The organism is Chlamydia pneumoniae TW-183 (assembly GCF_000007205.1).
GTDB lineage: Bacteria > Chlamydiota > Chlamydiia > Chlamydiales > Chlamydiaceae > Chlamydia > Chlamydia pneumoniae.
This window is the reverse complement of sequence record NC_005043.1, coordinates 762,279-788,516: the sequence shown is the minus strand read 5'-3', so window position 1 is coordinate 788,516 and position 26,238 is coordinate 762,279. Positions and strand designations below refer to the sequence as shown.

The window sequence follows — 26,238 nt, the reverse complement described above, 5'->3', positions numbered from 1 at the left end:
ATTTATGGATTGTCGTGGTGGCATCCCTCTTCCTGAACCTCAGGTGATTGGCGGATATCATGTTAAAAAAATATTGAGTAAAAAATTAAGAAGTAGAGTTGTTCATGGTCTACATCCTGAAACACGCCATTCTACAGTCATAAAAGTTTTTTCTCCTTCCCCCTCGTTCACGAGTCGCTCTGTCTATAATTTTCTTAAGGAAGCACAGAGCCTCCATCAAATTACTCATCCTAATATTGTTAAGTTCCATCGCTATGGCAAATGGCAAGATTGCCTCTACATTGCTATGGAGTATATAGAAGGGATCTCTTTAAGAGAGTATATCCTCGCGCAATTTATCTCTTTGCCACAAGCCATAGATATTATCTTTGATATTGCTCAAGCTTTGGAGCACCTCCATAGTCGGAATATTCTACATAAAGATATCAAGCCTGAAAATATTCTCATCACTCCTCAGGGTAAAATCAAACTCATAGATTTCGGACTCGCTGATTGGGATACGGAAATACAGAGAGCACATCCTAGCGTTATCGGAACTCCTTATTATATGAGTCCAGAACAACGCCAAGGGGAGTCTCATTCTCCCGCTTCGGATATTTATGCTTTAGGTTTGTTAGCTTATGAGTTGATCTTAGGGCACCTTTCTTTAGGACGCGTCTTTCTTTCATTAGTGCCCGAAAGAATAAGTAAAATTTTAGCAAAAGCGTTACAGCCTTCTCCTAATAATCGCTACAGCTCGACCCGAGAGTTTATCCAGGATATACATCACTATCGCATGTCTGGAGACATGCAAGAAGATCTACGTATTAAAGATCACACGGTAGCTCTCTATGAACAGCTGCAAACACAACGATTTTGGTTAGCCCCAGAAACTCTGAGGTTTCCAGATTTTATATCCGGAGTTCTCTATCATCAAGGATATCCCTTGTATCCTCATGCATATGATACGTTGCTTGAAGGAGATGTTTTTAATCTGTGGTTAGGTTACAGTCCTATAAGTAATGCAACTATAGCTTTGTCTGTTGTAAAAAGTTTAGTCTGCCAACAAGATCTACAGCGACCTCTTTTAGATAGAGTATGCGAAATCAATGAGTGCTTGATTCGCATGAAAATACCCATAGATGAAATGGGTATCTCTATACTCTGCCTCGAAATTTCGAAAGAAAATAAGGAACTCTCTTGGGTAGCTTGTGGGAAAACCGTTTTCTGGATAAAAAGACAGGGAAGGGTTGTCCAAGACTTTGAGAGCTTTTCCCCAGGATTAGGGAAAATTACTTCTTTACAAATTCGAGAAACCAAGGTTGCATGGGAAATAGGTGATGAAGCTGTAGTGTGTACGCTGGAATTAGAAGAATCTGTTGCATCCTTAAAAACCCTATCACTCGCAGAGTTGCAAGATAGAAGGCAAAAAGCTATATTCTGTCCCATAGAGAGCATACATGGTGGAATACAAAGTCGTCAGCACGGAAGTAACTCTCCCTCAACGCTCATTAGCTTAAAAAGAATCCGGTGAAAACTGTGATATTGAACATTGGAAGAAAAATCTTGCAAGGCATCAAAAAAAAGAAAAAAAAGATCGGGATTTTAAGTGGTCTCTTTTTTTTAGATTTAGTTTTACTTGGTGTAAGTTCCCAGAGGCCTACAGAGACCTCGGCAAATGTAAAACACAATCTTAGAGATGAAAAGTTAGCTGCTTGTCCTAAAAATTCAGCAGCCTCACTTTCAGCAAAGAAAAGTCATACCAAGAAAACCACTCCAGGTTCTATCCCCAGTAAAGTCTTCTCTAAATTCGACGCAACCCAAGATAAAACTTTCCAAAAGACTTCAGGATCCGCATTCCCAGCAAAACCTACCACCCTGAAAGAACTGGAAGAGAGAAAAAAACCTCGACCAGAGCGTAGAACTACTGCCGATGTAAAAAGATCCCCACGCTTCTTACCAACACAAGAAGTCGAAGAGCCTGTACCTGCCGCCTCTAAAGAACAATTAGATAGTATACAGGTTTGGGAAGAAAAACAAAATTATGCTCGCAGAGCCGTAAATGCTATCAATCTGAGTATAAAAAAACAACTCGAAGAGCAAACCTCCACAGTTACAGAGAAAGACGTCCAACCTAAAACACAAGCAACACCACACGCTTCGAAGAAAAACGTTGCAAGTCCTTCGACCTCTATGCCAGGAATCGAGAAAGCAGCAACAACAGTGGCTGTACCTCAAGACAAATCTGAAGAAGAAAAAGTTAAAGAGCGATTGACAAAGCGGGAACTTACCTGTGAAGACCTTAAAGATAACGGCTATACTGTCAATTTTGAAGACATTTCTATTTTAGAGTTGTTGCAGTTCGTAAGTAAAATTTCTGGAACGAACTTTGTCTTTGATAGCAACGATTTGCAATTCAATGTCACGATCGTTTCCCACGATCCTACTTCTGTAGATGATTTATCTACAATCTTACTACAAGTCTTAAAAATGCATGACTTGAAGGTTGTTGAACAAGGCAATAACGTCCTTATCTATCGTAATCCTCATCTTTCTAAGCTATCCACAGTAGTCACAGACAGCTCCTTAAAAGAAACGTGTGAAGCTGTTGTGGTTACCCGAGTGTTCCGTCTTTACAGCGTCAGCCCCTCTGCAGCAGTAAATATTATTCAACCTTTACTTTCCCATGATGCTATCGTTAGTGCTTCAGAAGCTACTCGTCATGTTATCATCTCGGATATTGCTGGTAATGTCGATAAAGTCAGTGATTTGCTAGCAGCTCTAGATTGCCCAGGCACATCTGTGGACATGACTGAATACGAAGTTAAATATGCCAATCCCGCAGCTCTTGTTAGCTACTGCCAAGATGTTCTTGGTACTCTGGCCGAAGATGATGCTTTCCAAATGTTCATCCAACCTGGAACGAACAAAATTTTCGTCGTCTCTTCACCACGTCTTGCAAATAAGGCAGAGCAGCTCCTGAAGTCCTTAGATGTCCCAGAAATGGCACATACCCTAGATGATCCTGCAAGTACTGCCTTGGCTTTGGGAGGAACAGGAACCACGAGCCCTAAGAGTTTGCGGTTCTTTATGTACAAGCTGAAGTATCAAAATGGAGAAGTGATTGCTAATGCCCTCCAAGATATCGGTTACAATCTATATGTAACCACAGCTATGGACGAAGATTTCATTAACACTCTCAATAGTATCCAGTGGTTAGAGGTCAATAACTCCATAGTTATTATCGGAAACCAAGGGAATGTCGACAGAGTTATTGGCCTCTTAAACGGTTTAGATTTACCTCCTAAACAGGTTTACATCGAAGTTTTAATTCTAGATACCAGCTTAGAGAAATCCTGGGACTTTGGAGTGCAATGGGTAGCCCTAGGTGATGAACAAAGTAAAGTAGCTTATGCTTCTGGACTATTGAATAATACTGGCATAGCCACACCTACAAAAGCAACTGTCCCTCCCGGCACGCCAAATCCTGGTTCGATCCCTCTTCCTACGCCAGGACAATTGACAGGGTTCTCAGATATGCTGAACTCTTCGTCAGCATTCGGTCTAGGAATCATCGGAAATGTCCTAAGTCATAAAGGGAAGTCTTTCCTTACTTTGGGAGGCTTATTAAGTGCCTTAGATCAAGATGGAGATACTGTCATTGTCTTGAATCCTAGAATCATGGCTCAGGATACGCAACAAGCTTCGTTTTTTGTAGGGCAAACGGTCCCTTACCAAACTACAAATACTATTATCCAAGAAACAGGAACTGTAACGCAAAATATCGATTATGAAGATATTGGAGTGAACCTTGTCGTTACCTCTACAGTTGCTCCCAACAATGTAGTTACACTACAAATCGAACAGACGATCTCAGAATTACATTCCGCGTCTGGATCACTAACACCTGTCACAGATAAAACTTATGCAGCCACACGCTTACAAATTCCCGACGGTTGTTTCTTAGTTATGAGTGGGCATATCAGAGATAAAACTACAAAAGTGGTTTCAGGAGTGCCTTTGCTAAACTCCATACCATTAATTCGTGGTTTATTTAGCCGTACCATCGACCAAAGGCAAAAACGCAATATCATGATGTTTATTAAGCCTAAGGTGATTAGTAGCTTTGAAGAAGGCACTCGTGTTACCAATAAGGAAGGATACAGATACAATTGGGAAGCTGATGAAGGATCCATGCAAGTGGCCCCTCGCCATGCTCCTGAATGCCAAGGACCTCCTTCTTTACAGGCTGAAAGTGACTTTAAAATAATAGAAATAGAAGCTCAGTAGTGGTATATAAAAGAGGAAGATGATATTCTCCGCCGTGGAATAGCTTCTGACTCTGTTGCATTCAGGGGGAAAGCCAAGAAGATGTAGAGTCGGCCGTATAACTTTATGTTTTCTTGGCTTTTTTGTTCCCTACTTCCTACGACATGCCTAAATAGCTCAGTTGGTAGAGCAACACATTCGTAACGTGTAGGTCGTCGGTTCGATCCCGGCTTTGGGCATCTCTCTTTAAAAATATATCTTCAGAATTTTATCAGAAACTCTCAGGAGATAATCCTTTAGTTAACTCCTTCAATACGCTAGCTCTTAAATGTGAAATCGTATCTTTTTGCAGATCCCGGGAGTCTTCAGCTTGTTTTTGCAAGGCAAGATGTGCTCGACGTATTTGCCAAAATAATGGATTCCATAGGGGATGATTTTCGGTTACTTTAATCAAGCCTAAATCTATACCCAGTTGTATCCAGCTCAAGGCATCTAGAGTCTCTTTCAGCTCAAGTTGGCAGGAATGGGTAAGTAGACCTAAGGAACGAAGGATAAGATTCTTTAAATCGCCAGAATTCTCCTCAGAAAGCCGTTTTTTTGCTGCAACCTCAGCAACACTGAGCTTGGAAGCAGTAATCCTTAAAGAAGAAAGAAGCAGTTCTTCAGTGAGCCCTAAAGAACAACGATTCGATAATACCACAATATTGCCAGGAAATCCTGTAACCCCTAGTAATAAACTAGAAGTAATTATCTCCACCTCTTCATCAATAAGATTGGTAAATTCTTTAGAATATAGAAGCGCAGGAATATGCAGAAAACATTGGCTTTTTAACCCCGTCCCACAGTTCTTAGGATTGGTTGTTAAAAATCCAAATTCTGAAGAAAAAGCAAAAGATAACTTGCTATGGAGATAACTATCCAATTGTACAAGTTGATCAAGAGTTTTCTCAACATTTCCTTGGAAATCAATTCCATGTAAAACAAGATGATCTTGAAAATTTATAGCTGCTAAGAAGTCTCCAGATCTGCTAACTACTAATGCCTCACCTTCTGGGTTCCCCACCAAATCATAAGGGAGTAAAAAATGCTCAAGTAGAAACTCTTTCTGCCATAGGGGAGTGTCTTTTAGAGGAAGCACTATAAATTCCCCAAAGCCTTCAATATGATTAAAATGAGAGGTGATAAATTGGAGAATCTCTAATTTCTGTTCTTTAGATAAACAGGGAAGGAACTTAGATACAGAGAGATTTCTAGCTAAAGAAAATGTAGTTACAGGCCACACTTTGTTTGCCTGTGGACTTTCTTTTCTCTTTACTAAGGTCTCTAGTAAATCATTAGGAAGGGTCATCTGGATTTTTGGTTTTTAAATGATTAATCTGATCTCGGATTACTGCTGCTTGCTCGTAGTCCTCTCGTTCTAAGGTATCTTGTAAAGCTTCATTTAATGCTATAAGTTTTAAAAGAGGATTTGTATTGGAAGCTTCCCCAGGGGCTCGACCTATATGAAGAGAGCCTTGGCCTTTCTCCATAGTAAAGGATGAAGATACCACTCTCTCACTTTTGAGTTTGCTGGTAATCTGATTTTTGAAATTTGTATAACATTGGTGGCAGCCTAACAGTTGTTCGTCGTCTTGCTTTGAATGCCATACGGTTTTACAGTTGCCGCACTCTAAAGTGAGAACCCCAACCCCTTTAGATAGACTCAGGTGCTCATTATTATAGTAATGGCTAGGACAAGGACATGTTGCGCATACATAAGAGCGTATAACCTTATCCTTATCTATTTCTGTATAGCATATGGTGGCAGGCTGTTGACAATGATAACATTGGTGGGTAGGTGAGTGAACCATGAGTTAAGTTCCATTAAGCTCGGTACTCAGTACATAGCAAAAATAGAACTAAGGGGAAAAAGATTTTTTTTAGAAAAGATAAAGTTAACAAGAATCATTAAATGGGTCTTGAAGGATTTGAACCTTCGACCCCCTCATTAAAAGTGAGGTGCTCTAACCGCTGAGCTAAAGACCCGAAATATCTTGTTAATTTTATACTTTGACCCCAAGGGGATTCGAACCCCTGTTACCGGAATGAAAATCCGATGTCCTGGGCCAGGCTAGACGATGGGGCCAAGACGAATAAATGTTACTAATTTTCTCTCTTTAGAGCAATCTTTTCCCTCTCTATGACTAAAAAAGTCAGAGGGAAAAGAAAAACCCTAAGTATACTTATATTGAAGCTATTTCAGCTTCTTTTTGCTTTGTTAACTCATCAAGCTGCTTGCAAAACTTGTCAGTTAACTCCTGAATTTTTTTCTCGTTACCTTTGACAACATCTTCTGTAAGAGCCGAGTCTTTTTTCAACTTGTCATTAGCTTCTCTGCGGATATTTCTAACGTTGATCTTAGCTTCTTCACACTTGCGGCGAAGTTGCTTAATCATCTCTTGTCGGTAATCAGCAGTAGGCTCAGGGACCTTAATACGAATAATAGACCCTTCGACTTCAGGCTGTAAGTTTAAATTCGCTGCAATAATTCCTTTTGCAATGGCAGAAGCATTGTTCCCGTCATAGGGAGAAATAACCAATTGCCGAAGATCTGCAACAGAAATCGAAGCGATATCAGACAAACGCATTGTAGTGCCATAAACATCGACTACAACAGTTTCTACTAATGCTGGATGAGCTTTTCCTGTTCTAAAGGACTTTACTTCTTTATGAAAAAAATCTAAAGCCGCAGCCATTTTTTTCTCAGTGTCTTGGAGAACAGACATGGTTTACATCCTCGCTAACTAATGTTCCAATCGTAGGGTCAAATAGAGCCTTTTCTAGAGAGTGCTGTAAAAAGCTAAAGACACGAATTGGAATATGAGAATCCATACATAGGGAAATTGCTGATGCATCCATTACCCCTAGTTGATTGCTCAAAAAATCCTTATAGGAAACAAAATCATATTTTACAGCATCTGGAAAGAGCCTAGGATCTTTATCATAGACACCGTCTACATGCATAGTCGCTTTGATTAAAACGTCAACATTAAGCTCACAAGCTCGTAAAGCAGCTCCAGTATCTGTAGTCAGATAAGGAGAACCAGCTCCAGTGGTGCAGATAAGAATCTTTCCCTGGTCTAAAGCTTCTATTGATTTTTGTGGAGTATAAAGATCAGCTAACTGTGGGCACGATAGGGTAGATGTCAAAAGACAAGGGATATCCTCAGCTTTTAAAGCATCTGCTACTGCCATACCATTGATCAAGGTAGCCAGCATTCCCATTTGATCTGCCGATACACGATTAATTTGAAGTTCCTTTTGCTCAGCGAGTCCTCTTAAAATATTGCCACCGCCGATTACAAGGGCGATTTCTATATCATTATTACGAACTGCTCTTAGCTCTGATACCAGTCGGGATAAACGCATTTCATCAATTCTATTGCTAGAATCTTTAGATAATGCTTCCCCAGAAATTTTAAACAAGACTCGTCTAGTTTGCTTAGCCATGTTTTTATTAGGCTCCTATTTTCCATAAAATGAACTGTTCTATTGCAACAGAGCTTCCAGAGGTTTTGGAGAAATCATCTATTAAACTTTGAATAGAAAGGTCGGCGTTCTTAATAAATGGTTGTTCTAATAAACAGGCTTCTTGGAAGAATGTGTTTAATTTTCCTGTAACGATCTTCTCAATAACTTCTTGAGGTTTTCCTTGAATTTGAGAAGCAATCACTTCTTTTTCTTTAGCAATAGCTTCAGCAGGAACGCTTTCTTTACTGAGGAATTGAGGTTGAGCAGCAACAACATGCATTGCAATGTCTTTTGCTAAGCTGTCAGCAGTAGAGGAGCCTGAAAGCATAGTCAGAGCTACTGTCTTGCCGTTGCCATGGGAATAAATTCCTACAGTAGAATTTGTAGCCTTAGGAAAGTATGCCACTCTACTAATACGGATGTTTTCTCCTACAGTCTGCATAGTCACTGCTCTGAGTTCGTCTACAGAAAGAGAGGGATCTTGGGACGAGGCTGCTTGCGATAGGGCTTCAACGGTATCTACTTTGTATTTGAGAATGTCATTAAGTAGATTGGAAACAAATTCTCTAAAGACTGCGTTGTTTGCAACAAAATCTGTCTCTACGTTCACTTCAATTAATGCAGTGCCGTTGGCGTCAGTTTTAGCTGCTATGATGCCTTCTTTAGTTTCTCTGTGTTCTTTTTTCCCAGCAGATGCCAATCCCAACTTACGTAAATAGACAACAGCTTCTTCTAGGTTACCACCGCAAGCTTCTAAAGCTTCCTTACACTTTGTTAACCCTACACCAGTTTGTTGTCTTAATGTTTTTAGGGTCTCCATAGAAAAGTCGCTCATTAGTTTGCCTCGCCATCAAATTTTTTTGCTAATAGATCTTCTTCTCGATTCTCTTCGTCAGATTCGTCATCTTGGCTAGATTCGAAAGCTGAGAGATCGGGCACTTCTAAAGATTTCACTGGAGAAACAATTTCTATACCAAGCTTATGTTTGGCCTCGATAATATTTTCTTTAATCACATTGATGATTAATCGAATGCTTTTAAGAGAGTCATCATTACAGGGGATCACATGGTCGATAGGAGTAGGATCGCAGTTAGTATCGACGAGAGCAAGAACAGGAATTCCGAGTTTTTTTGCTTCTGCAACAGCAATTTTTTCATAGCTAGGGTCAACAACAACTAGAAGACCAGGAGCCTTCTTCATGTAACGAATCCCTTCAAGGTTTCGCAATAATTTTTGATGACGTTTAGCTAAAAGAGCTGCTTCTTTCTTAGTAAGATAGGCCTGATTTCTAGATAAATCTTTTTCAATTTTGTCTAACGTTTTAATGGAATTTCGGATAGTCGTCATGTTGGTTAACATTCCGCCTAGCCAACGTTCAGCAATAAAAAATTCGCCAGCTTCTATTGCAGCTTCTCGAATGACACACTTTGCTTGTTTTTTTGTTCCTACGAATAGGACAGTTTTATTGTCTTGAATTACTTTGCGAATGTGGGGAAGAGCATTGCGTAATTGCTGTAAAGTTTTTGCTAGATTGATGATGTAAAGACCGTTTTTCTCCTCAAAGATGTAAAGTTTCATCTTTGGGTTCCATCTTCGAGTTTGGTGTCCAAAATGAGCACCGGCACTCATAAGGTCTTTAATTGTAAGTTTGCAGGATTGGGATTCCAAGCTTTGTACCTCTATTTCAAAATTAGAATACGTTAACAACGGCATTCTGACATAAAAGCCAGAATTTCAGTCTTGGTTGTGTAAAGAAAGCGCCCGATCAGAATCGAACTGACACCGGTAGCTTGGAAGGCTACAGCTCTACCATTGAGCTACGGGCGCAAACTGGATTAAGGGGTATAGTAGTGTAATAATGCTTTTAACGCAAGCGTGTAATCTACAGGAAGCTATTAGAAAATAGCATAAGTAAATAATTCATTTGTCTTGATGTGATGTGAAGTAGGGGGGGAATAAAAATTGCTCAGAAATTAAGAAGCTCTGAGCATAAATCAGAGCCTAACATGTAGACTCTGATAACAAGGTGAGGAGAAATTCTAAGCAAATCTTTAGAATCTGAACTGACCAGATACGTGAGCAGCTCTCTCGTTAATTAAACGAGCTTCTGCAGTAAGTGACCATTTATCAGCATCAACTAAAGTAGCTCCTACAGTAACTCCACAAGCTTTTCTAGATTTAAACTTGTTGATCTGACAGGAAACAATTTGCATGAAGTCTGAGAACGAATCAGTAGTAGACAATGCTGTGGCATTTCCTAGTAAAGAAGGGTTCCATGCAGTTAAGTTTAAAACAGCTGTAGGTAGTTTTGGCTGAGCAATGCGGATGTTATCAGCATCAAAAGTTGCTCGAGACCATTGTACTCCAATGTATGGCACTAAAGAGTTTAGTCTGTAAGATAGAGAGGCTCCTACTTGCCATTCATGATAATTGATGGTCGCAGACTTTGTTCCAGTAGCTGTTGCTACGCCAGCGTCTGTTGGCAAGGGGAAAGCAACGCCTTTATAGCCCTTGGGTTTGTTTACAGAGAATTGCGATACGTTACAGATCACATTAAGTTCTTCAACTTTAGGTTTGGACTGTGCATATTGGAATTCAGCTCCCAAAGTTGCACAACCGCATTCCCATAAGGCTCCACGAGCGCCTACGCTCCAAGAGAAAGAGGTGTCTGTGTAAAGTTCAACAACTCCGTTACTTAAAGAAACGTTTGGTAGTTCATTTGCATTTACAGTAGTACCTTTAACTCCGAATAAACCAACGAGATTGAACGCTGTAGAGTTTCCTCTAATGTAACCATTAGAAGCTCCTAAAGTACAGAAAACATCAAAGCGATCCCAAATGTTTAAGGCAATGAAGCCTGCATTAGTGAACCACTCTGCATCGTGTAAATGCTTATTGTAGGCCGGGTTAGGTCTATCTACGGCAGTAGTATAGTTTGCAGCAGCGGATCCAGTAGGCTTGGCTCCCATAGAAAATGTTTTAGGTGCATCTACTTTTAAGATACGGTCGAAAACATAGTCTCCGTAAAATCCAGCACGTAAGCTAATAGCGTCGCACCAAGTAGCGCAAGGATCGCAAGGATCTCCTGCAGCACCTTCCCATATTGTACCATCAATTAATAAGCTTGGATCAGAAGGGTTCCCTACAGGCAAGGCTTGTAAGGAGCCGACAGAACCAGCAAATGCGGCGGATAATAACGCCGACTTTAAGAGTTTTTTCATACTCACCTCTAAAGATTATGCTTAGTATCTTTTATTTATGTGCTCGCTATTACTCATATTTTGGCGACACGACGTCCAAATTAAAGCCAGACAAGATATCCTGCAGGCAAATTTAGGAAGCTCTTATCATTGAAAAACGGCCTTAAATATGAACATACAGCTCATTAGTCGAAAACATATCAAACTTTTCTTATTATAGTAAAGACGATAAGAAGATTAAGTGTTTTTAGCCGCACATTTCAACCAAGAACTTCTGTTATGAGCTATAGGAAAGCTATAGCTTTTTTGTATATTCTTTTCATTATATATATAATTTAGTTCCCCTTAAAAATGGCTCCTCACTACCTTCTCAAGTCTTTTTCTCTTGAGAAATTTTTTTTGTTTATTTTTATTATTTAGAACATGATTTTTGGTTTTAATATGTTTTGATTGGACTAAAATTAGTTGTATTTTGCGAACTGTATCTTCTCTAGATTTTGTTCGATTAGATTGACTATTCTTCTTAAATATCGTGCTTCTTTTTATTATTGTATTTAGCAGACTATGATTGGAAATAATGTGAGAGCATAGTTCTCTGTAATTTTCAGACGAGAGTGAAGCTCATAATATCCATAGCATGAAACGACCGAAAAAATTTCCTATTTATCTTTCCATTGCTCAAAAGACCAACAGACTGTTGTCTGGGATTGTTATTGCATTTGCTGTGATTGCATTGCGTTTATGGTATCTTGCTGTTGTTGAACATGAACAAAAGTTAGAAGAGGCATACAAGCCACAGATTCGAGTGCTTCCTCAATATGTGGAAAGAGCAACGATTTGTGATCGTTTTGGAAAGACATTGGCTGTGAATCAGTTGCAATATGATGTGAGCGTTGCTTATGGGGCCATTCGTGATTTGCCTACTCGGGCTTGGCGTGTCGATGAGCATGGGCATAAACAGCTCATTCCTGTGCGTAAGCATTATATAATGTGTTTGTCTGAGCTTTTATCTCAGGAATTGCATTTAGATCGCGAGGCGATCGAAGATGCAATTCATGCAAAAGCTTCTGTATTAGGTTCGGTCCCTTATTTAGTGGCTGCTAATGTTTCTGAGCGCACCTATTTGAAACTCAAAATGTTATCTAAAGATTGGCCTGGATTGCATGTAGAGGCTGTAGTTCGTCGTCATTATCCTCAAGAAAGCGTGGCTTCAGATATTTTAGGTTATGTAGGACCTATCAGTCTTCAAGAGTATAAGAGAGTCACTCAGGAGCTGAGTCAATTGCGTGAGTGTGTGCGTGCTTATGAAGAGGGTGAAGATCCTAAGTTGCCTGAAGGATTAGCAAGTATAGATCAGGTGCGTGCTTTATTAGAGTCTGTGGAGAGCAACGCTTATAGTTTAAATGCTTTAGTAGGAAAAATGGGTGTTGAGGCCTGTTGGGACTCAAAATTACGAGGTAAGATCGGAAAAAAACCGATTTTAGTAGATCGTCGTGGGAACTTCATTCAAGAAATGGAGGGTGCTGTTCCTGAAGCTCCTGGAACTAAATTGCAGTTGACTTTGTCTGCTGAGCTACAAGCGTATGCGGATGCGTTACTTTTAGAATATGAAAAAACGGAGACGTTTCGTAGTGCTAAGTCATTGAAGAAACGAGAGAAGCTTCCTCCTTTGTTCCCTTGGATTAAAGGAGGAGCCATTATTGCGTTAGATCCTAATAACGGAGAGATTTTAGCCATGGCTTCTTCTCCCCGTTATCGTAACAATGATTTTGTGAATGCGAAGGTTGCGGAAGATTCTAAAGCGGTAAGATCGTCTATTTATCGATGGTTAGAAAATAAAGAGCATATTGCAGAAATTTATGATAGGAAAGTCCCTCTAATTCGGGAAAGAAGGAATCCTCTTACTGGATTATGTTATGAAGAGATTTTGCCATTAACCTTTGATTGCTTCCTTGATTTTCTTTTCCCTGAAAACTCTGTGATTAAATTGCAGTTAAAAAGAAACAGCTTTGTAGGACAGGCGATAGAGGTTCAAAACTTGGTGACTCGTTTGCTTTCTTTATTTCCTTATGAAGAGGGGACGTGTCCTTGTTCCGCTATTTTTGATGCAGTTTTCCCTAATGAAGAGGGGCATATCTTAATCCAAGAAGTCATTTCTCTTCGGGAACAAAAATGGATCATGGAATGTCTGAATCAGCATAAAGCAGATATTGAAGAGCTTAAGGAAGCATTAGACCAAGTTTTTAATGAGCTTCCTGCGAATTACGATAAAATCTTGTATACGGATATCCTTAGGCTGATTGTAGATCCAGAGCGTTTTTCTCCTGTACTTCCTTCAGAGGTTCATAGGCTCTCGTTATCTGAATTTACAGAGCTTCAAGGACGTTATGTGGTGCTTCGCTCTGCATTCTCTACTATTTTAGAAGATGCTTTTATTGAGGTGCATTTTAAGTCGTGGCGTAAGAGTGAATTTCTTCAATATCTTGCTGCGAAACGTCAAGAGGAAGCATTAAGGAAACAGAGGTATCCTACACCTTATGTAGATTACTTAGAGGAAGAAAAAACAAGGCAATATAAAATGTTCTGCCAAGAACATTTGGATACATTTCTTGCGTATTTATTTTCTAAAACCCCTTATAAAGAAGGCTTAGAGCCTTACTATGATATTTTAGATTTATGGATAAATGAATTAGATAATGGAGCGCATAGAGCGTTATCTTGGCACGAACATTATCTTTTTCTAAAAGAACGTGTGTCGCATCTTTCAGAACATCTCCCTGCACTTTTTTCTACATTTCGTGAATTCAATGAATTGCAACGTCCTCTATTAGGCAAATATCCCATCTCGATTGTGAGAAATAAGAGGCAGACAGAACAAGATTTAGCTGCTTCTTTTTATCCAGTATATGGATACGGATACCTACGTCCTCATGCCTACGGGCAAGCAGCTACCTTAGGTTCTATTTTTAAGTTAGTATCTGCATATTCTGTGTTATCTCAGAGGATCTTATGGGGACATAATGAGGAGCCTGCGAATCCCTTGGTCATTATTGATAAAAATTCCTTTGGCTATAGGAGTTCTAAGCCTCACGTGGGCTTTTTTAAAGATGGCACACCGATTCCCACGTTTTTCCGTGGGGGGAGTTTGCCGGGAAATGATTTCATGGGAAGAGGCTTTATTGATTTAGTCTCAGCATTAGAGATGTCTAGCAACCCGTACTTTTCATTATTGGTAGGGGAAGGTCTTGGGGATCCTGAAGATTTAGCAGACGCGGCTTCTTTATTTGGTTTTGGCGAGAAAACAGGTTTAGGATTGCCAGGAGAGTATGCGGGTAGGGTGCCTCATGATTTGGCGTATAACCGTTCCGGTTTATACGCAACAGCGATTGGACAGCATACTCTTGTTGTAACTCCTTTGCAGACAGCAGTGATGTTAGCTTCTTTAGTTAATGGCGGTGTGGTTTATGTCCCCAAGTTATTGCTTGGAGAATGGGAGGGGGAGCATGTTTCTTATCTCTCTTCTAAAAAGAAGCGAACGATTTTCATGCCTGATGCTGTAGTAGAGGTGCTTAAGACTGGCATGCGCAATGTTATCTGGGGTCAATACGGAACAGCTCGAGCAATACAAAGTCAATTTCCTCCACAACTTTTGTCTCGTATTATTGGAAAGACAAGTACAGCAGAGTCCATTATGCGTGTGGGACTGGATCGGGAATATGGTACCATGAAAATGAAAGACATCTGGTTTGCTGCGGTGGGTTTTTCTGATCAAGATTTATCTCTTCCTACGATCGTAGTCATAGTCTATTTACGCTTAGGAGAATTTGGTCGAGATGCGGCTCCTATGGCGGTAAAAATGATTGATATGTGGGAAAAAATTCAACAAAGAGAATCTTTTTTAAGGGGATAGTTTTCTTTTGGCATGGTTTTCGCTCCTCATTTAGTTGAGATCAACGAATCATGTGCTGGGAGAAATATCCATGGAAGAAGCTGCGAAACACTTGGCAAAAGAATTTCTGTGTTCAGGAATTAACCTTTTTTTGAGCGGTGAATATGAGCAAGCGGAAAAAAGACTGAAAGAAACCTTAGAATTAGACTCTACAGCAGCACTCGCTTATTGTTATTTAGGGATTATTGCTTTAGAGACTGGAAGAGTCTCCGAGGCTTTGAACTGGTGTTCTAAAGGTTTAGCATCCGAGCCGGGAGACAGCTATCTCCGTTATTGTTATGGTGTAGCGTTAGACCGGGGGAATCAATATGAAGCAGCTATCGAACAGTATAGTGCGTATGTTGCTTTGCATCCCGATGATGTTGAGTGCTGGTTTAGTCTTGGAAGTGTATATCATCGTTTGAAGAGACTTCAAGAGGCTTTAGATTGTTTTGATAAGATCCTTGCACTTGATCCTTGGAATCCACAAAGTTTATATAATAAGGCAGTGATCCTTTCTGAAATGGACGATGAAGCGGAGTCCATTCGTTTGCTTGAAGTTGCTGTAGCGAAGAATCCCTTATATTGGAAAGCTTGGGTAAAGTTAGGTTTTTTGCTTTCTCGAAGCAAACGATGGGACAAGGCTACTGAGGCTTATGAACGTGTTGTTCAGCTGCGACCTGATTTGTCTGATGGTCATTACAATTTAGGTTTATGTTATCTCACTTTAGATAAAACTCGATTAGCTTTGAAGGCTTTTCAAGAAGCGTTGTTTCTCAATGCTGAAGATGCTGATGCACATTTTTATGTCGGACTTGCTCACTTGGATCTTAAGCAAATGCGGGAAGCGTATGAGGCTTTTAATAGCGCGTTGTCTATTAATTTAGAACATGAGCGCGCTCACTATCTTCTGGGCTATTTGCATCATATGCAAGGAGAGACCGATAAGGCAACAAAAGAGCTTTTATTTTTGCAAAAAAAGGATTCTACGTTTGCTCCCTTATTGCAGAAGACTGTGGTGTCAGATCCCTCCTCAATGCAATTTGAAAGGCGTTTAGATACTATTTCTTAAGGCATGTTAAGTAGAAAAAACGTCACAGCAATAAACTAGGGAAATAGTGTTTTCAATTGAAATTAGAAGACAAAAATTTTTTATTTCCCTAGAATGGCTTTGCATGTAAGCGCCTTAGTGTATTCCATGCTGATGGTGTGATCTCCAAGGGAGTTAGGATTTTTAGAAAATTCTTTCTCTTTTCTTCTGGGCTTGAAAGGGGTAGGTTCGTCTTTCAAGCCTTCTTTGTTATACTGAAAAAATAATCTGTGTGCTATCTTAGCTTTGTCCTCGTGTAATTTAATACGATAAATTCAAGAGTTTTGCGCGACGGGATTAAAGGTTATGGGCGAATCAGTAAAGGTTTTTTTAGAAGAGCGTGAGGACTATCCTTACGGTTTTGTGACTCCTATAGAGTCTCAAGGATTGACGCGAGGACTTAGTGAAGAGACAATCGAAGAAATCGCTGCTCTACGTAATGAACCTCAGTTTATTATAGATTTTCGTTTACAAGCATACCGTTATTGGAAGCAGTTGCATGAGCCAGCCTGGGCACGCCTGCATTATGGTCCTATAGCCTATGATGATATAGTCTATTTTTCATCTCCTAAGCAGAAAAAACCTCTTGGACGTTTAGAAGATGCCGATCCAGAAATTTTAGATACGTTCAAAAAATTAGGTATACCTTTAGATGAGCAGAAGCGCTTACTAAATGTCGAGAATGTTGCTGTAGATTTAGTTTTTGACTCGGTCTCTATTGGAACCACATTTAAAGAAGCGTTGGAAAAGGCCGGAGTTATTTTCTGTTCTTTGGGCGAAGCGATTCAAGAACATCCGAATTTGGTAAAAAAATATTTAGGCTCCGTTGTTTCGCATCGGGATAATTTCTTTGCTGCTTTGAATGCGGCTGTTTTTAGTGACGGCTCTTTTGTTTATGTTCCTAAAGGGGTGAAATGTCCTATGGATATTTCTACCTATTTTCGGATTAATAACAAGGAAGCGGGTCAATTTGAGCGTACTCTCATTGTTGTGGAGGATGGCGGCTATGCGAGTTATCTTGAGGGGTGTACGGCGCCGGCATACTCTTCTAATCAGCTACATGCTGCGGTTGTTGAATTGGTGGCTCATGAGCATGCGGTCATAAGGTATTCCACGGTGCAAAATTGGTATGCTGGTGATAAGAAAACAGGGAAAGGCGGCATTTATAATTTTGTAACAAAACGAGGTCTGTGCGCAGGCTATCGTTCTAAGATCTCCTGGTCACAGGTTGAGGTTGGTGCTGCAATTACATGGAAATACCCTAGTTGTATTTTAAAGGGCGACGAGAGTGTTGGAGAATTTTATTCTGTAGCTCTTACTAGTGGGAAAATGCAGGCCGACACAGGCACCAAAATGCTACACGTAGGGAAACGCACCACATCCACGGTGATCTCTAAGGGAATTTCTTCTGACGAGTCTAAGAACACGTTTAGAAGTTTGGTCTCCTTAGGGAAAAAGGCTGAACATAGTAGTAACTATACGCAATGCGACTCCATGTTGATAGGCAAGGCTTCCGGAGCCTATACGGATCCGAAGATTGTAGTAGAAAATTCAACATCTTCAATTGAGCATGAAGCCACGACCTCAAAATTACGTGAGGATCAGTTATTGTATTTACGTAGTCGTGGACTGAGTCCTGAGGAAGCAGTCAGCTTAGTGATCCATGGTTTTTGTCGGGAAATTATAGAACAATTACCTTTAGAATTTGCTCAGGAAGCATCGAAGTTATTGTTAATTAAATTAGAAAATAGCGTGGGTTAGGTTCAATGTTAAAAATAAAGCACTTACATGCTAGCTGTAATGATGTGAAGATTCTGGATGATTTCAATTTGAATATCCAACCTGGAACTATGCATGTCATTATGGGACCTAATGGGGCAGGAAAATCGACTCTTGCTAAAATTTTAGCGGGAGATGAGAGTGTCTTGGTATCTTCGGGTGAGATTGCATTACAGGAGCAAAATTTGCTTTCTATGTTGCCAGAAGAGCGTTCCCGAGCAGGGCTATTTGTTGGTTTTCAAATGCCTCCAGAGATTCCTGGAGTCAATAACAAGATGTTTTTGCGAGACGCCTATAATGCCCGCCGTCGTGCGAATCAAGAGGGAGATATTTCTATTGATGAGTTTAATACTCTGCTTTCGACTGTATTAGAGACGTATGAGTATAACGCGACTACAGATCTATTTTTAGATAGGAATGTCAACGAGGGTTTTTCTGGAGGAGAAAGAAAGCGCAATGAGATTTGCCAGATGCTAGTTTTAGAACCCGAAATGGTCTTACTGGATGAACCTGATTCTGGTTTGGATGTAGATGCATTACGTTTGATTTGTAGAGTCTTGGAGAAATACCGAGAGTTACATCCTACCAGTTCCTTATGCATTGTGACTCACAACCCCAAATTAGGAAACCTCATTCGCCCTGATGTTGTTCATCTTTTATTAGATGGTCGAGTAGCGCTTTCAGGAGACGTTTCTTTGATGCATGAATTAGAAGCAAAAAGCTACCAAGAGGTGACTAAGCGTGTTGCGTGGAGATAAGGTGTTAGTTTCAATAGAGACATTTTCTTCTATTGCTTCGGGTTCTCCTGTGCAAAAAGCTGCGGAAGCTTGCTACACTCAATATAGCAAGCAGCCTTCTTCAAAAGAGGTGCTTAGTAGCTTTTCTTGGATTCAGGAGCTTTCTCTTTTTCCTGATCGCTATAATCTTGCGACTGGAGCTTCAGAACTAATTAAGCAACATTGGCTACACAATAACCATTCTTTAGCCTTTGAGTGTATTTTAATTAATGGAAAATACGAACCTTCGTTATCCCAGTTGCCTGAGGGGGTGATTGTCTGTGGTATAGACGAAGCTAGGGGATCATTGTCTTCATTCATGCAAGGGTTTGATGTAAATAAGCATCCCTTAGCATTTTTAAATGCTGTTTGTTCTGAAGATCGGGGTGTAGTGATTTACATTCCTGAAGAGATGCAGACGAGCGATCCTATTTTTGTACGTCATATTAGTTTTCCTACAGTTTCGGATCATGATGTGATTTTCTCTCCTAGGATCGTCGTTATTTTAGGACAACGGGCGTCCGCTCAAATACAAATATCACATGATGTTGATTTAGAGATGGTGGGTTCTAGTAAAACTATAGTCAATGGGGTTACCGAGCTCTTCGTTGGAGAAGGGGCGGATCTTACAGTGTTTATGGTTCCAGGATATTCTGAAGAGGATACCTTGAGTTGGTCCACTATTGCGACGGTTGAGAAAGATGCTATCTGCAGGATGACTCAGAATTTGCTTGAAAGTTGTCAAGGTTTCGGATGGTTTGACAATACGAGCTACATAGTCGGGAAGAAGGGACACGCAGAATCTCTAGTGTTAGTCCAATCGCCAAGAAAAACTTGGGTCAATAATTTAATGTCTCACGATGCTGAAGAGACGGTATCGCGTCAGAACATTAAATCGATTTTATATTCAGGGCATTTTCTATTTGAAGGGACAATTTCTATTTCTTCTCAAGGAGACTTGTCGGATGCGAATCAAAAGCATGATACGTTGTTATTAAGTTCAGAAGCTCGTGTATCTACATTTCCACGTTTAGAGATAGAAACAGACGAGGTGAAGGCATCCCACGGCGCTACAGTAGGACCTTTAGATCCTCAGCAGATCTTTTACATGCGTTCTCGAGGCATGACAGAGGCAGAGGCTCAGGAAAAACTCATACATGGGTTCCTAAAACAAGGATTAGTTTCCGATACGTTTTTGGGATCTTCTTTTCAGCTAAATCAAACCTCCTAGGTTTAGGATTTAGGGGGGGGGATGATCAGTGAAGAATTTAAAAGAAGATTTTCCGATTTTTGCTGCTAAAGCAAAAGAGAACGAGCCTTTTATTTATTTAGATTCAGCTGCAACGACTCAGAAACCTCAACAGGTGATAGATGCCGTTGCTAACTTTTATACTTCTTCATATGCAACTGTAAATCGTGCGATTTATAGTTCCTCTAGGAACGTCACGGAAGCATACGCAGCTGTTCGCGAAAAAGTGCGTAAGTGGGTATCCGCAGCCTCTGATAGTGAAATCGTATTCACCCGTGGGACAACTGCAGGGTTAAATTTATTAGCCATTTCTGTTAATGACCTCTGGATCCCTAAGGGGGGTGTTGTTCTGGTTTCTGAGGCAGAACACCATGCGAATGTTTTATCTTGGGAGATTGCCTGTCGGCGGCGAGGTTCTTTAGTAAAAAAGATCAGAGTTCATGATTCAGGGCTTATAGATCTTGATGATTTGGAAAAGCTTCTAAATGAAGGTGCTCAATTTGTAAGCATTCCTCATGTGAGTAATGTTACGGGTTGTGTCCAACCTCTCCAACAAGTTGCTGAGCTTGTCCACCGCTATGACGCTTACCTTGCTGTTGATGGTGCTCAGGGAGCTCCTCATCTTCCTATAGACGTTCAGCTTTGGGATGTAGATTTCTATGTGTTTTCGTCACATAAGATTTATGGACCCACGGGCATAGGAGTCTTATATGGGAAAAAAGATCTATTAGATCAGTTGCCTCCAGTAGAAGGAGGTGGTGATATGGTTGCTATCTACGATCATCAGAATCCTGAATATCTTCCTGCACCTATGAAATTTGAAGCTGGGACTCCAAATATTGCTGGAGTTTTAGGCTTAGGGGCTGCTTTAGATTATCTCGATGGCTTGTCAGCTAAGTTTATCTACGACAAAGAGATTGCCCTAACTACATATTTACATAAAGAGCTGCTTGAGATTCCAGGTGTAGAGATTCTCGGACCTTCTATAGAGGAACCCAGGGGAGCTCTTATAGGCATGACAATCGATGGAGCCCATCCTTTGGATCTAGGTTTTTTATTAGATCTTAGAGGAATTGCTGTGCGGACGGGTCATCAATGTGCCCAACCTGCTATGGAGCGATGGAATGTGGGTCATGTGTTGAGAGTGTCCTTAGGAATCTATAATGATGAGGATGATATCGATCAATTCATCCTTGTTTTGCAGGATTCTTTAGATAAGATTCGTAGATGACCCGTCTGCGATGGGATCTTCTATTTTTTTGGACGTGGTAAGGTTATCTTTTTGGAAGTTGTTTTTTGAGATACAGCTGTTTACTTTTCTCTTTAATCCAGTTTTTTAAATACCTAGAGCTCTGAAATAAACTCGGGCAGACGTACTGCATAGGTTTTATGTCTAAGCGGTAGATGTTATGAGTTTTTAATTTTCTGTTAATGGTATTCCCTAACAGGAAAGAATAGGGGTAGTGATCTGCAGCAAGCTTCCGGCTTGTAGGATCTGACTTCCCGAAGGGGAAGAGGAATGCCAAGGGCTTGGCTCCTGTTATTGTTTCTATGTGATGTCGCGAAAGTAAAATTTCTGTAGTGAGATACGGAGGATTATTCATGAGATTCCGAATTGCGAATCCTGAGGATGCTAATTGGATATAGGGAGACTTTGCCATTTCTATCAGTTCATTTTGGCAACAAAAGGGCATGTAGTTAGAGAAGATCTCGTCTTGGAATGCTAGAGTTTCAGAGGGTTTTAAACGATGTGAAGGGTGAAGGTCTTGAGCAGCATTTGATGGAATATATCGGGAAGCTACCCCTACAACAGCAGGAATCTTTTGTTCCTCAAGGAAGGGAAAGATATTTGTATAGAAGTCAAAGGAGGCGAAGTCAAAAGTGAGCATTAGCGAATGTCCTTTTGAGGTTCGTTCTTTGGGGAGGGTAATAGCAAAGTTTTGTTTTAGGAGCCGTAGGTAATTTTTTAGACGGTCTAACTGGGAACGAGAGTGGGAAAAAAAGACCTGTCGGAAAGCAAGAACTATGAGCATAAGGCTTTAAGAAGCAGGGTCAATATCTTCTTGGAAGTATAGGGTTAAGGTCCCTGTGATTACTTTAGGGGGAGAGTCGGGAGTAGAAAGAGACGGCTGCTCAGAAAGCACTTCAGTAAGTTCCGGGATTTCTAGAGATTCTGACATAGAGGTCCTTAAGAGTTTTATCCTTTTTTGCCAAAACGTTTGCTTAATGTCCATTCTCCATCGCTATACATGCGTTCAAATTGGTGAAATAGGGGGGAGCTTTTCAATGCTGCAAAGTCTTGACTTACATCTTGGTGGAGGAGTTCTTTGAGTTCGATCACACGTAGTAGGGTTAAAAAAGATAGAGTAGGATATTCAGGAGAGCTGTTAGCAGTTTGTAAGAGCTGATAGGATTTACTTAAAGCAACATCATACAATTGATCAGCTTGTGCTTCTGAAATTTCCTTGAGGAGTTTTTGAATGGGGTGGGGCAGCTGCAGTGCTTGACTATTGTTATAAGCGAGTCCTGCGTAGTAGGCTCCACGTAAAGGCTCATTATGAATATAGAAGCACGAAGCTAAAAACCCTGCATAGGGCTTCATGGATTCTCCTCCAAGATGATAGGCTTGTTCCAATGACGACAAGGCAGATTTAGATGGAAGGAATCCTTGAGAAACAGCGACTTCAGCTGCTCTCGTAAGTAGAAGAATGCTATTACGTTTGGCTTGGGAATGTTTATACGTGTTAGAAACAATCTTTAGGGATAGGAAGGACGCAAGAACGATACAAATGGCAATTGCCGAAGAAAAAGAATAAAATTTTTTCCAAATATTATGGACTAGCTTTTGCATAAAGGAACGACAGTTTGGCGTTGAAAATCTATAAGCATGCCGAAGATTTTTATGGATCTTCCTCTAACTAGAGTTTGTGCTCTTCCGTTTGGAGTTTTATGGCTTAAACCTATTTTGATTTGAAGCTTTCACTTTATGTTATCGCAATTTAGCATTCGCATTCAATTTTTTTCTCTTTTCCAGAACATAAGCTAAAGACTCGATGATGCGTGGGGGGAGGTTGTTTCGTGTTTATCAAGAGTTATTTTTCTTTTCGTCTGTTTATGTCTGCGAGCAAAGAAGACCTAGGAAGCTCTACCCGTCGTTACAGCACCTAAACTTCCCGATAGAAAAGCCCAGATTTTTACTTAAGGGTTTTAAAAAAGAGCTTCACTTCTACAACCATGTTTGATAGAAAAATTTCAATGCTGTTATGTTTATGCAGCATTTGGATATGCTTACGTTGATCTGTAAGCATTCCCTGTACGTCCAGGATTTCAAATGCTTGCAAATCCAAAATTCTATTAGGAAAAATCAGGAGATATTGTGACTGAGGAAATCAGTAAGGATACAATTATAGAAGTAGCTATAGATGATATTCGTGTGAGTCCTTTTCAGCCTCGTCGAGTATTCTCTAATGAGGAGCTGCAAGAATTAATAGCGTCGATAAAAGCTGTAGGTTTGATTCATCCTCCTGTAGTGCGTGAAATTTGCACTGGAGATCGGGTGTTATATTATGAGCTTATTGCTGGCGAGCGCCGCTGGCGGGCCATGCAGCTCGCAGGAGCAACTACGATACCTGTGATTCTCAAGCATGTCATTGCTGATGGTACTGCTGCAGAAGCTACATTGATTGAGAACATCCAAAGGGTAAATTTAAACCCTATAGAAATGGCTGAGGCCTTTAAAAGATTAATTCATGTCTTTGGACTCACTCAGGACAAAGTTGCTTATAAAGTAGGGAAAAAACGTTCTACAGTAGCAAATTATTTGCGGTTACTTGCTCTTTCTAAGACGATCCAGGAAAGCTTGTTGCAGGGTCAGATTACTCTCGGCCATGCTAAAGTCATCTTGACTCTGGAAGATCCTATACTTAGGGAAAAGCTGAATGAGATCATCATACAAGAGCATTTGGCAGTACGTGAAGCGGAACTGATAGCGAAGCAGCTTATAAGTGAAGAGGGCTCTTCGATAGAGTTGAAGCCCACTCCTTTAGACATGGCAGAGTCGTCAAAGCAGCATGAAGAATTGCAACAACGTCTCAGTGATCTTTGTGGGTATAAGGTCCAGATAAAAACCCGGGGATCAAAGGCTACAGTCTCTTTTCATTTGCAAAATACTCAGGATCTTCAAAAGTTGGAAGCTTGGCTTTCCAGCCATGGGACACTCAGTGAGAGTCTATCTTAATACTAGCGGTACTTGCGAAAGATCCCACGGTGCCTAGGCTAAGAGCGTCTTCTTTTATATTAAGAATGGATGTTGCGTTAGGTCTTAAAGTAGCCATTCCATGGATATGGAATGGCTTTTGTTTTGTATTTACAATTGTGTTTGCAGCTCGGAATGCTCTAGCTAACATAAAGTCAAACATCACTCAGGATATATAGAGCAGACCTCTCCCTTGGGATTCCTTAATGGTAGCTTAAGAATAGCGTAGAGGACGAATCAATGGATACAACGGTATGTATGGTGCGCGTCTCCTTGATTTGGGATGATCTCTGACTTGCAAGCTTCTTGTTTTTGTGGACAACGATTGTAAAAGTAGCATCCTGTAGAGCAAGATTCTTCAGAATCTTTGTGATATTCTTGGAATATAGGTTTAGATTGCCTTTGATCAGGAGTCTCTGGAAGTTGGGCATTTAACAACATGCGCGTATAAGGATGTTGTGGATCAGAAAAAATGCGTTTTGTATTTCCTTTTTCTACAATTTGCCCCTTATACATAATGAATACCTCTGTGCAGAACGAGCGTACAACGGCAAGATCATGCGAAATGAAGAGATATGTGAGGCTGAGTTTTTTTTGCAGCTCGGCAAGCATATTCAGAATTTGTGCTTGAATAGATAAATCTAGAGCAGAAACAATTTCGTCACAAATAATTAACTGAGGGACTCCTAATAGGGCTCTCGCTATAGAGACTCGTTGTTGTTGTCCTCCAGAAAGCTGGTGAGGATAACGATAAAAATACTCCTCAGATAACCCTACCAATTCTAAATATTCCCTTACCGTTGCTAGTACTTTTTCTTTTGGGACGAGTTTATGGTAAAGCAGAGAGTGGCCTAAACTATCTAGGATAGTTTTTCGCGGGTTTAATGAAGCTTGTGGATTTTGAAAGACCAACCGTACTTGAGATCGTAATTGATGGCGTCCGTGTTTAGAATGCAACTTGATTGGGGTGCCGTTAAAAGTTAAGAACCCAGAGGTGAGAGGTAGGAGACCTGCGAGAGCTAACGCCAGGGTACTTTTCCCTGATCCAGATTCTCCAATAAGTCCGACAGCACGTCTGGAGTATAGTGAAAAAGAGACGTCGTCAACAGGACGACTGGCAATTGTCTTTCCCTGAAACCAAAAGGAACGCTTGTAATAGTGCTTTGTTAATGAGGTTGCTTGAATTAAAGGTTGGGGAAAATTAGTCGTCATACAGCCAACACCTTACTTTGTGACCTTCGCGTACCGGATAGATTTCTGGAGCTTCCGCAGAACATCGATTTAAAATTTTTGAGCATCTAGGGTGATAGCGACATCCCGAGGGAAAGGCCGTGTAGTGTGGGGGCTGTCCTGGAATGGGGTTGAAGGAACCTAGTTGTTGCGGTTGTAGAGAGGGTCTGGATGCTAAAAGATCTCGGGTATAGGGATGAGAAGGATTATGGAACATTTGAACCGCAGGGGCACATTCTACCATGCGTCCTGCATAGAGCACGAGCACGTCATCAGCAGTTTCTGCAACGACTCCCATATTATGGGTAATAATAAGAAGGCTCATTCCCGTTTTTTTCTGTAGTGTTTTTAGTAATTGTAGAATCTGATACTGAACAGAAACATCTAAAGCAGTCGTAGGTTCATCAGCAATAAGAAGTTTAGGAGAACAGAGGAGCGCCATGGCAATGCAAATTCTTTGAAGCATCCCTCCAGAGAGTTGGTGGGGGTAGAGATTCAAGCACAGCCTGGGATCATGAAACCCTGTTTCTTCAAGAGCGTATAACATCTTTTCTTTAGCAACTTCTGCAGTTAAGGCTAGGTGGGTATGAATAATTTCTCGAAACTGCTGTTCAATAGTAAACACGGGGTTTAGAGATGCTTGCGGGTTTTGAAAGATCATAGAAATTTCTGTCCCTATAATCTTTTTTTGTATAGAGCGCGAAGCCGTAAGTAAGTTGTGGCCTTGGAAGTTGACCTGGCCAGAAACAGAAAATGGGGGGCAAGGAAGTAATCGAAGGATTGCATGCGCAGAGACAGATTTTCCTGATCCTGATTCTCCAATGATTGCTAAGGTTTGTCCTTCATTGATAGTAAACGATAAAGATTGGACGATGGGGTACTGTTGGCGTTGTTTTGCCAAGGTTATGGATAGATCCTCTATCTGTAAAATGGGATTAGAAGCCATAAGTCGTTTACAAGATCGTTTAGGCAA

Annotated in this window: 22 protein-coding genes and 4 tRNA genes; 10 read left to right on the top strand and 16 right to left on the bottom strand. The window is 40.6% G+C overall.

Annotated elements, in window-relative coordinates:
* The first annotated feature begins 4 nt into the window (after window positions 1–4).
* The 3 genes from CPB_RS03620 (at window position 5) to CPB_RS03610 (ending at window position 4,487) form a co-directional block, all read left to right on the top strand.
* Window positions 5–1,513: a serine/threonine protein kinase gene (locus CPB_RS03620; protein WP_011126209.1), complete on the top strand. Its 1,509-nt coding sequence runs from the start codon at window positions 5–7 to the stop codon at window positions 1,511–1,513.
* Window positions 1,510–4,269: a secretin N-terminal domain-containing protein gene (locus CPB_RS03615; protein ID WP_010883340.1), complete on the top strand. Its 2,760-nt coding sequence runs from the start codon at window positions 1,510–1,512 to the stop codon at window positions 4,267–4,269. Before CPB_RS03620 ends, CPB_RS03615 begins: the two co-directional genes overlap by 4 nt.
* A gap of 145 nt (window positions 4,270–4,414) precedes the next feature.
* Window positions 4,415–4,487, top strand: a tRNA-Thr gene (locus CPB_RS03610).
* Between the two features lie 32 nt (window positions 4,488–4,519).
* On the opposite strand, the gene CPB_RS03605 is transcribed toward CPB_RS03610, so the two are convergent.
* From CPB_RS03605 to CPB_RS03560, 10 genes are all read right to left on the bottom strand, one after another.
* Window positions 4,520–5,596 (bottom strand): protein arginine kinase, encoded by a 1,077-nt coding sequence (locus CPB_RS03605; RefSeq protein WP_010883339.1) that lies wholly within the window; start codon window positions 5,594–5,596, stop codon window positions 4,520–4,522.
* Window positions 5,583–6,098 (bottom strand): UvrB/UvrC motif-containing protein, encoded by a 516-nt coding sequence (locus CPB_RS03600; RefSeq protein WP_010883338.1) that lies wholly within the window; start codon window positions 6,096–6,098, stop codon window positions 5,583–5,585. The genes CPB_RS03605 and CPB_RS03600 overlap by 14 nt, the downstream gene beginning before the upstream one ends.
* 102 nt (window positions 6,099–6,200) lie before the next feature.
* Window positions 6,201–6,273: transfer RNA gene (locus CPB_RS03595), tRNA-Lys, on the bottom strand.
* A 25-nt stretch (window positions 6,274–6,298) separates the two neighbouring features.
* Window positions 6,299–6,373 (bottom strand) — tRNA-Glu (locus CPB_RS03590).
* A gap of 97 nt (window positions 6,374–6,470) precedes the next feature.
* Window positions 6,471–7,013 carry a ribosome recycling factor gene (gene frr, locus CPB_RS03585; protein WP_010883337.1) on the bottom strand — a complete coding sequence of 181 codons (543 nt, stop codon included), beginning with the start codon at window positions 7,011–7,013 and terminating at the stop codon, window positions 6,471–6,473.
* The gene (gene pyrH / locus CPB_RS03580; RefSeq protein WP_010883336.1) at window positions 6,991–7,737 is read right to left on the bottom strand and encodes a UMP kinase; all 747 of its coding nucleotides are present in this window, start codon (window positions 7,735–7,737) and stop codon (window positions 6,991–6,993) included. Before pyrH ends, frr begins: the two co-directional genes overlap by 23 nt.
* 7 nt (window positions 7,738–7,744) lie before the next feature.
* Window positions 7,745–8,593, bottom strand: a complete 849-nt coding sequence (gene tsf / locus CPB_RS03575; protein WP_010883335.1) for a translation elongation factor Ts — start codon at window positions 8,591–8,593, stop codon at window positions 7,745–7,747.
* The gene (rpsB, locus tag CPB_RS03570) at window positions 8,593–9,426 is read right to left on the bottom strand and encodes a 30S ribosomal protein S2 (RefSeq protein WP_010883334.1); all 834 of its coding nucleotides are present in this window, start codon (window positions 9,424–9,426) and stop codon (window positions 8,593–8,595) included. The genes tsf and rpsB overlap by 1 nt, the downstream gene beginning before the upstream one ends.
* Before the next feature lie 88 nt (window positions 9,427–9,514).
* A tRNA-Gly gene (locus CPB_RS03565) sits at window positions 9,515–9,585 on the bottom strand.
* Window positions 9,586–9,809: 224 nt separating this feature from the next.
* A complete protein-coding gene (locus tag CPB_RS03560; protein ID WP_010883333.1) occupies window positions 9,810–10,979 on the bottom strand; it encodes a porin in 1,170 nt (389 codons plus the stop codon).
* 616 nt (window positions 10,980–11,595) lie between these two features.
* On the opposite strand from CPB_RS03560, the gene CPB_RS03555 reads away from it, so the two are divergent.
* The 6 genes from CPB_RS03555 to CPB_RS03530 all read left to right on the top strand — a co-directional run bounded on the left by CPB_RS03555 (window position 11,596) and on the right by CPB_RS03530 (window position 21,011).
* Window positions 11,596–14,868, top strand: coding sequence for a PBP2-transglycosylase/transpeptidase (locus tag CPB_RS03555; RefSeq protein ID WP_011126208.1), 3,273 nt, complete (start codon window positions 11,596–11,598; stop codon window positions 14,866–14,868).
* A 70-nt stretch (window positions 14,869–14,938) separates the two neighbouring features.
* Complete coding sequence (locus CPB_RS03550; RefSeq protein WP_010883331.1) at window positions 14,939–15,958, top strand: tetratricopeptide repeat protein; 1,020 nt, start codon at window positions 14,939–14,941, stop codon at window positions 15,956–15,958.
* 324 nt (window positions 15,959–16,282) lie between these two features.
* Window positions 16,283–17,737: a Fe-S cluster assembly protein SufB gene (gene sufB / locus CPB_RS03545; protein WP_010883330.1), complete on the top strand. Its 1,455-nt coding sequence runs from the start codon at window positions 16,283–16,285 to the stop codon at window positions 17,735–17,737.
* A 5-nt stretch (window positions 17,738–17,742) separates the two neighbouring features.
* Window positions 17,743–18,513 carry a Fe-S cluster assembly ATPase SufC gene (gene sufC, locus CPB_RS03540; RefSeq protein WP_010883329.1) on the top strand — a complete coding sequence of 257 codons (771 nt, stop codon included), beginning with the start codon at window positions 17,743–17,745 and terminating at the stop codon, window positions 18,511–18,513.
* Window position 18,514: 1 nt separating this feature from the next.
* Window positions 18,515–19,762 (top strand): Fe-S cluster assembly protein SufD, encoded by a 1,248-nt coding sequence (gene sufD, locus CPB_RS03535; protein WP_010883328.1) that lies wholly within the window; start codon window positions 18,515–18,517, stop codon window positions 19,760–19,762.
* A 28-nt stretch (window positions 19,763–19,790) separates the two neighbouring features.
* A complete protein-coding gene (locus CPB_RS03530) occupies window positions 19,791–21,011 on the top strand; it encodes a cysteine desulfurase (RefSeq protein WP_010883327.1) in 1,221 nt (406 codons plus the stop codon).
* A gap of 43 nt (window positions 21,012–21,054) precedes the next feature.
* Here CPB_RS03530 and CPB_RS03525 read toward each other — a convergent pair whose 3' ends face one another.
* Genes CPB_RS03525 through CPB_RS03520 form a run of 3 tightly spaced genes read right to left on the bottom strand, consistent with a single transcriptional unit; the run spans window position 21,055 to window position 22,631 of the window.
* Complete coding sequence (locus CPB_RS03525) at window positions 21,055–21,813, bottom strand: polysaccharide deacetylase family protein (RefSeq protein ID WP_010883326.1); 759 nt, start codon at window positions 21,811–21,813, stop codon at window positions 21,055–21,057.
* A 6-nt stretch (window positions 21,814–21,819) separates the two neighbouring features.
* A complete protein-coding gene (locus CPB_RS05680) occupies window positions 21,820–21,960 on the bottom strand; it encodes a hypothetical protein (protein ID WP_014517516.1) in 141 nt (46 codons plus the stop codon).
* A gap of 17 nt (window positions 21,961–21,977) precedes the next feature.
* The gene (locus tag CPB_RS03520; RefSeq protein ID WP_010883325.1) at window positions 21,978–22,631 is read right to left on the bottom strand and encodes a hypothetical protein; all 654 of its coding nucleotides are present in this window, start codon (window positions 22,629–22,631) and stop codon (window positions 21,978–21,980) included.
* Window positions 22,632–23,156: 525 nt separating this feature from the next.
* Between CPB_RS03520 and CPB_RS03505 the strand changes: the two genes are divergently transcribed.
* A complete protein-coding gene (locus tag CPB_RS03505) occupies window positions 23,157–24,017 on the top strand; it encodes a ParB/RepB/Spo0J family partition protein (protein ID WP_010883322.1) in 861 nt (286 codons plus the stop codon).
* Here CPB_RS03505 and CPB_RS03500 read toward each other — a convergent pair.
* The 3 genes from CPB_RS03500 to CPB_RS03490 all read right to left on the bottom strand — a co-directional run bounded on the left by CPB_RS03500 (window position 23,998) and on the right by CPB_RS03490 (window position 26,211).
* Window positions 23,998–24,186, bottom strand: coding sequence for a hypothetical protein (locus CPB_RS03500; RefSeq protein ID WP_014517517.1), 189 nt, complete (start codon window positions 24,184–24,186; stop codon window positions 23,998–24,000). The two genes, CPB_RS03505 and CPB_RS03500, sit on opposite strands and share 20 nt — an antisense overlap.
* Window positions 24,187–24,272: 86 nt before the next feature.
* Window positions 24,273–25,247 (bottom strand): oligopeptide/dipeptide ABC transporter ATP-binding protein, encoded by a 975-nt coding sequence (locus tag CPB_RS03495; protein ID WP_010883321.1) that lies wholly within the window; start codon window positions 25,245–25,247, stop codon window positions 24,273–24,275.
* Window positions 25,237–26,211, bottom strand: a complete 975-nt coding sequence (locus CPB_RS03490; protein ID WP_010883320.1) for an ABC transporter ATP-binding protein — start codon at window positions 26,209–26,211, stop codon at window positions 25,237–25,239. The genes CPB_RS03495 and CPB_RS03490 overlap by 11 nt, the downstream gene beginning before the upstream one ends.
* Between the last annotated feature and the right edge of the window lie 27 nt (window positions 26,212–26,238).

Coding starts and splice junctions, on each gene's coding strand:
- CPB_RS03560 (WP_010883333.1), bottom strand. CDS start 10,979: ATGAAAAAACTCTTAAAGTCGGCGTTATTATCCGCCGCATTTGCTGGT.
- pyrH (WP_010883336.1), bottom strand. CDS start 7,737: ATGGCTAAGCAAACTAGACGAGTCTTGTTTAAAATTTCTGGGGAAGCA.
- frr (WP_010883337.1), bottom strand. CDS start 7,013: ATGTCTGTTCTCCAAGACACTGAGAAAAAAATGGCTGCGGCTTTAGAT.
- CPB_RS03525 (WP_010883326.1), bottom strand. CDS start 21,813: ATGCTCATAGTTCTTGCTTTCCGACAGGTCTTTTTTTCCCACTCTCGT.
- CPB_RS03520 (WP_010883325.1), bottom strand. CDS start 22,631: ATGCAAAAGCTAGTCCATAATATTTGGAAAAAATTTTATTCTTTTTCT.
- sufC (WP_010883329.1), top strand. CDS start 17,743: ATGTTAAAAATAAAGCACTTACATGCTAGCTGTAATGATGTGAAGATT.
- CPB_RS03555 (WP_011126208.1), top strand. CDS start 11,596: ATGAAACGACCGAAAAAATTTCCTATTTATCTTTCCATTGCTCAAAAG.
- CPB_RS03600 (WP_010883338.1), bottom strand. CDS start 6,098: ATGGTTCACTCACCTACCCACCAATGTTATCATTGTCAACAGCCTGCC.
- CPB_RS03550 (WP_010883331.1), top strand. CDS start 14,939: ATGGAAGAAGCTGCGAAACACTTGGCAAAAGAATTTCTGTGTTCAGGA.
- CPB_RS03500 (WP_014517517.1), bottom strand. CDS start 24,186: ATGTTAGCTAGAGCATTCCGAGCTGCAAACACAATTGTAAATACAAAA.
- tsf (WP_010883335.1), bottom strand. CDS start 8,593: ATGAGCGACTTTTCTATGGAGACCCTAAAAACATTAAGACAACAAACT.
- CPB_RS05680 (WP_014517516.1), bottom strand. CDS start 21,960: ATGTCAGAATCTCTAGAAATCCCGGAACTTACTGAAGTGCTTTCTGAG.
- CPB_RS03495 (WP_010883321.1), bottom strand. CDS start 25,247: ATGACGACTAATTTTCCCCAACCTTTAATTCAAGCAACCTCATTAACA.
- CPB_RS03490 (WP_010883320.1), bottom strand. CDS start 26,211: ATGGCTTCTAATCCCATTTTACAGATAGAGGATCTATCCATAACCTTG.
- sufB (WP_010883330.1), top strand. CDS start 16,283: ATGGGCGAATCAGTAAAGGTTTTTTTAGAAGAGCGTGAGGACTATCCT.
- CPB_RS03620 (WP_011126209.1), top strand. CDS start 5: ATGGATTGTCGTGGTGGCATCCCTCTTCCTGAACCTCAGGTGATTGGC.
- CPB_RS03605 (WP_010883339.1), bottom strand. CDS start 5,596: ATGACCCTTCCTAATGATTTACTAGAGACCTTAGTAAAGAGAAAAGAA.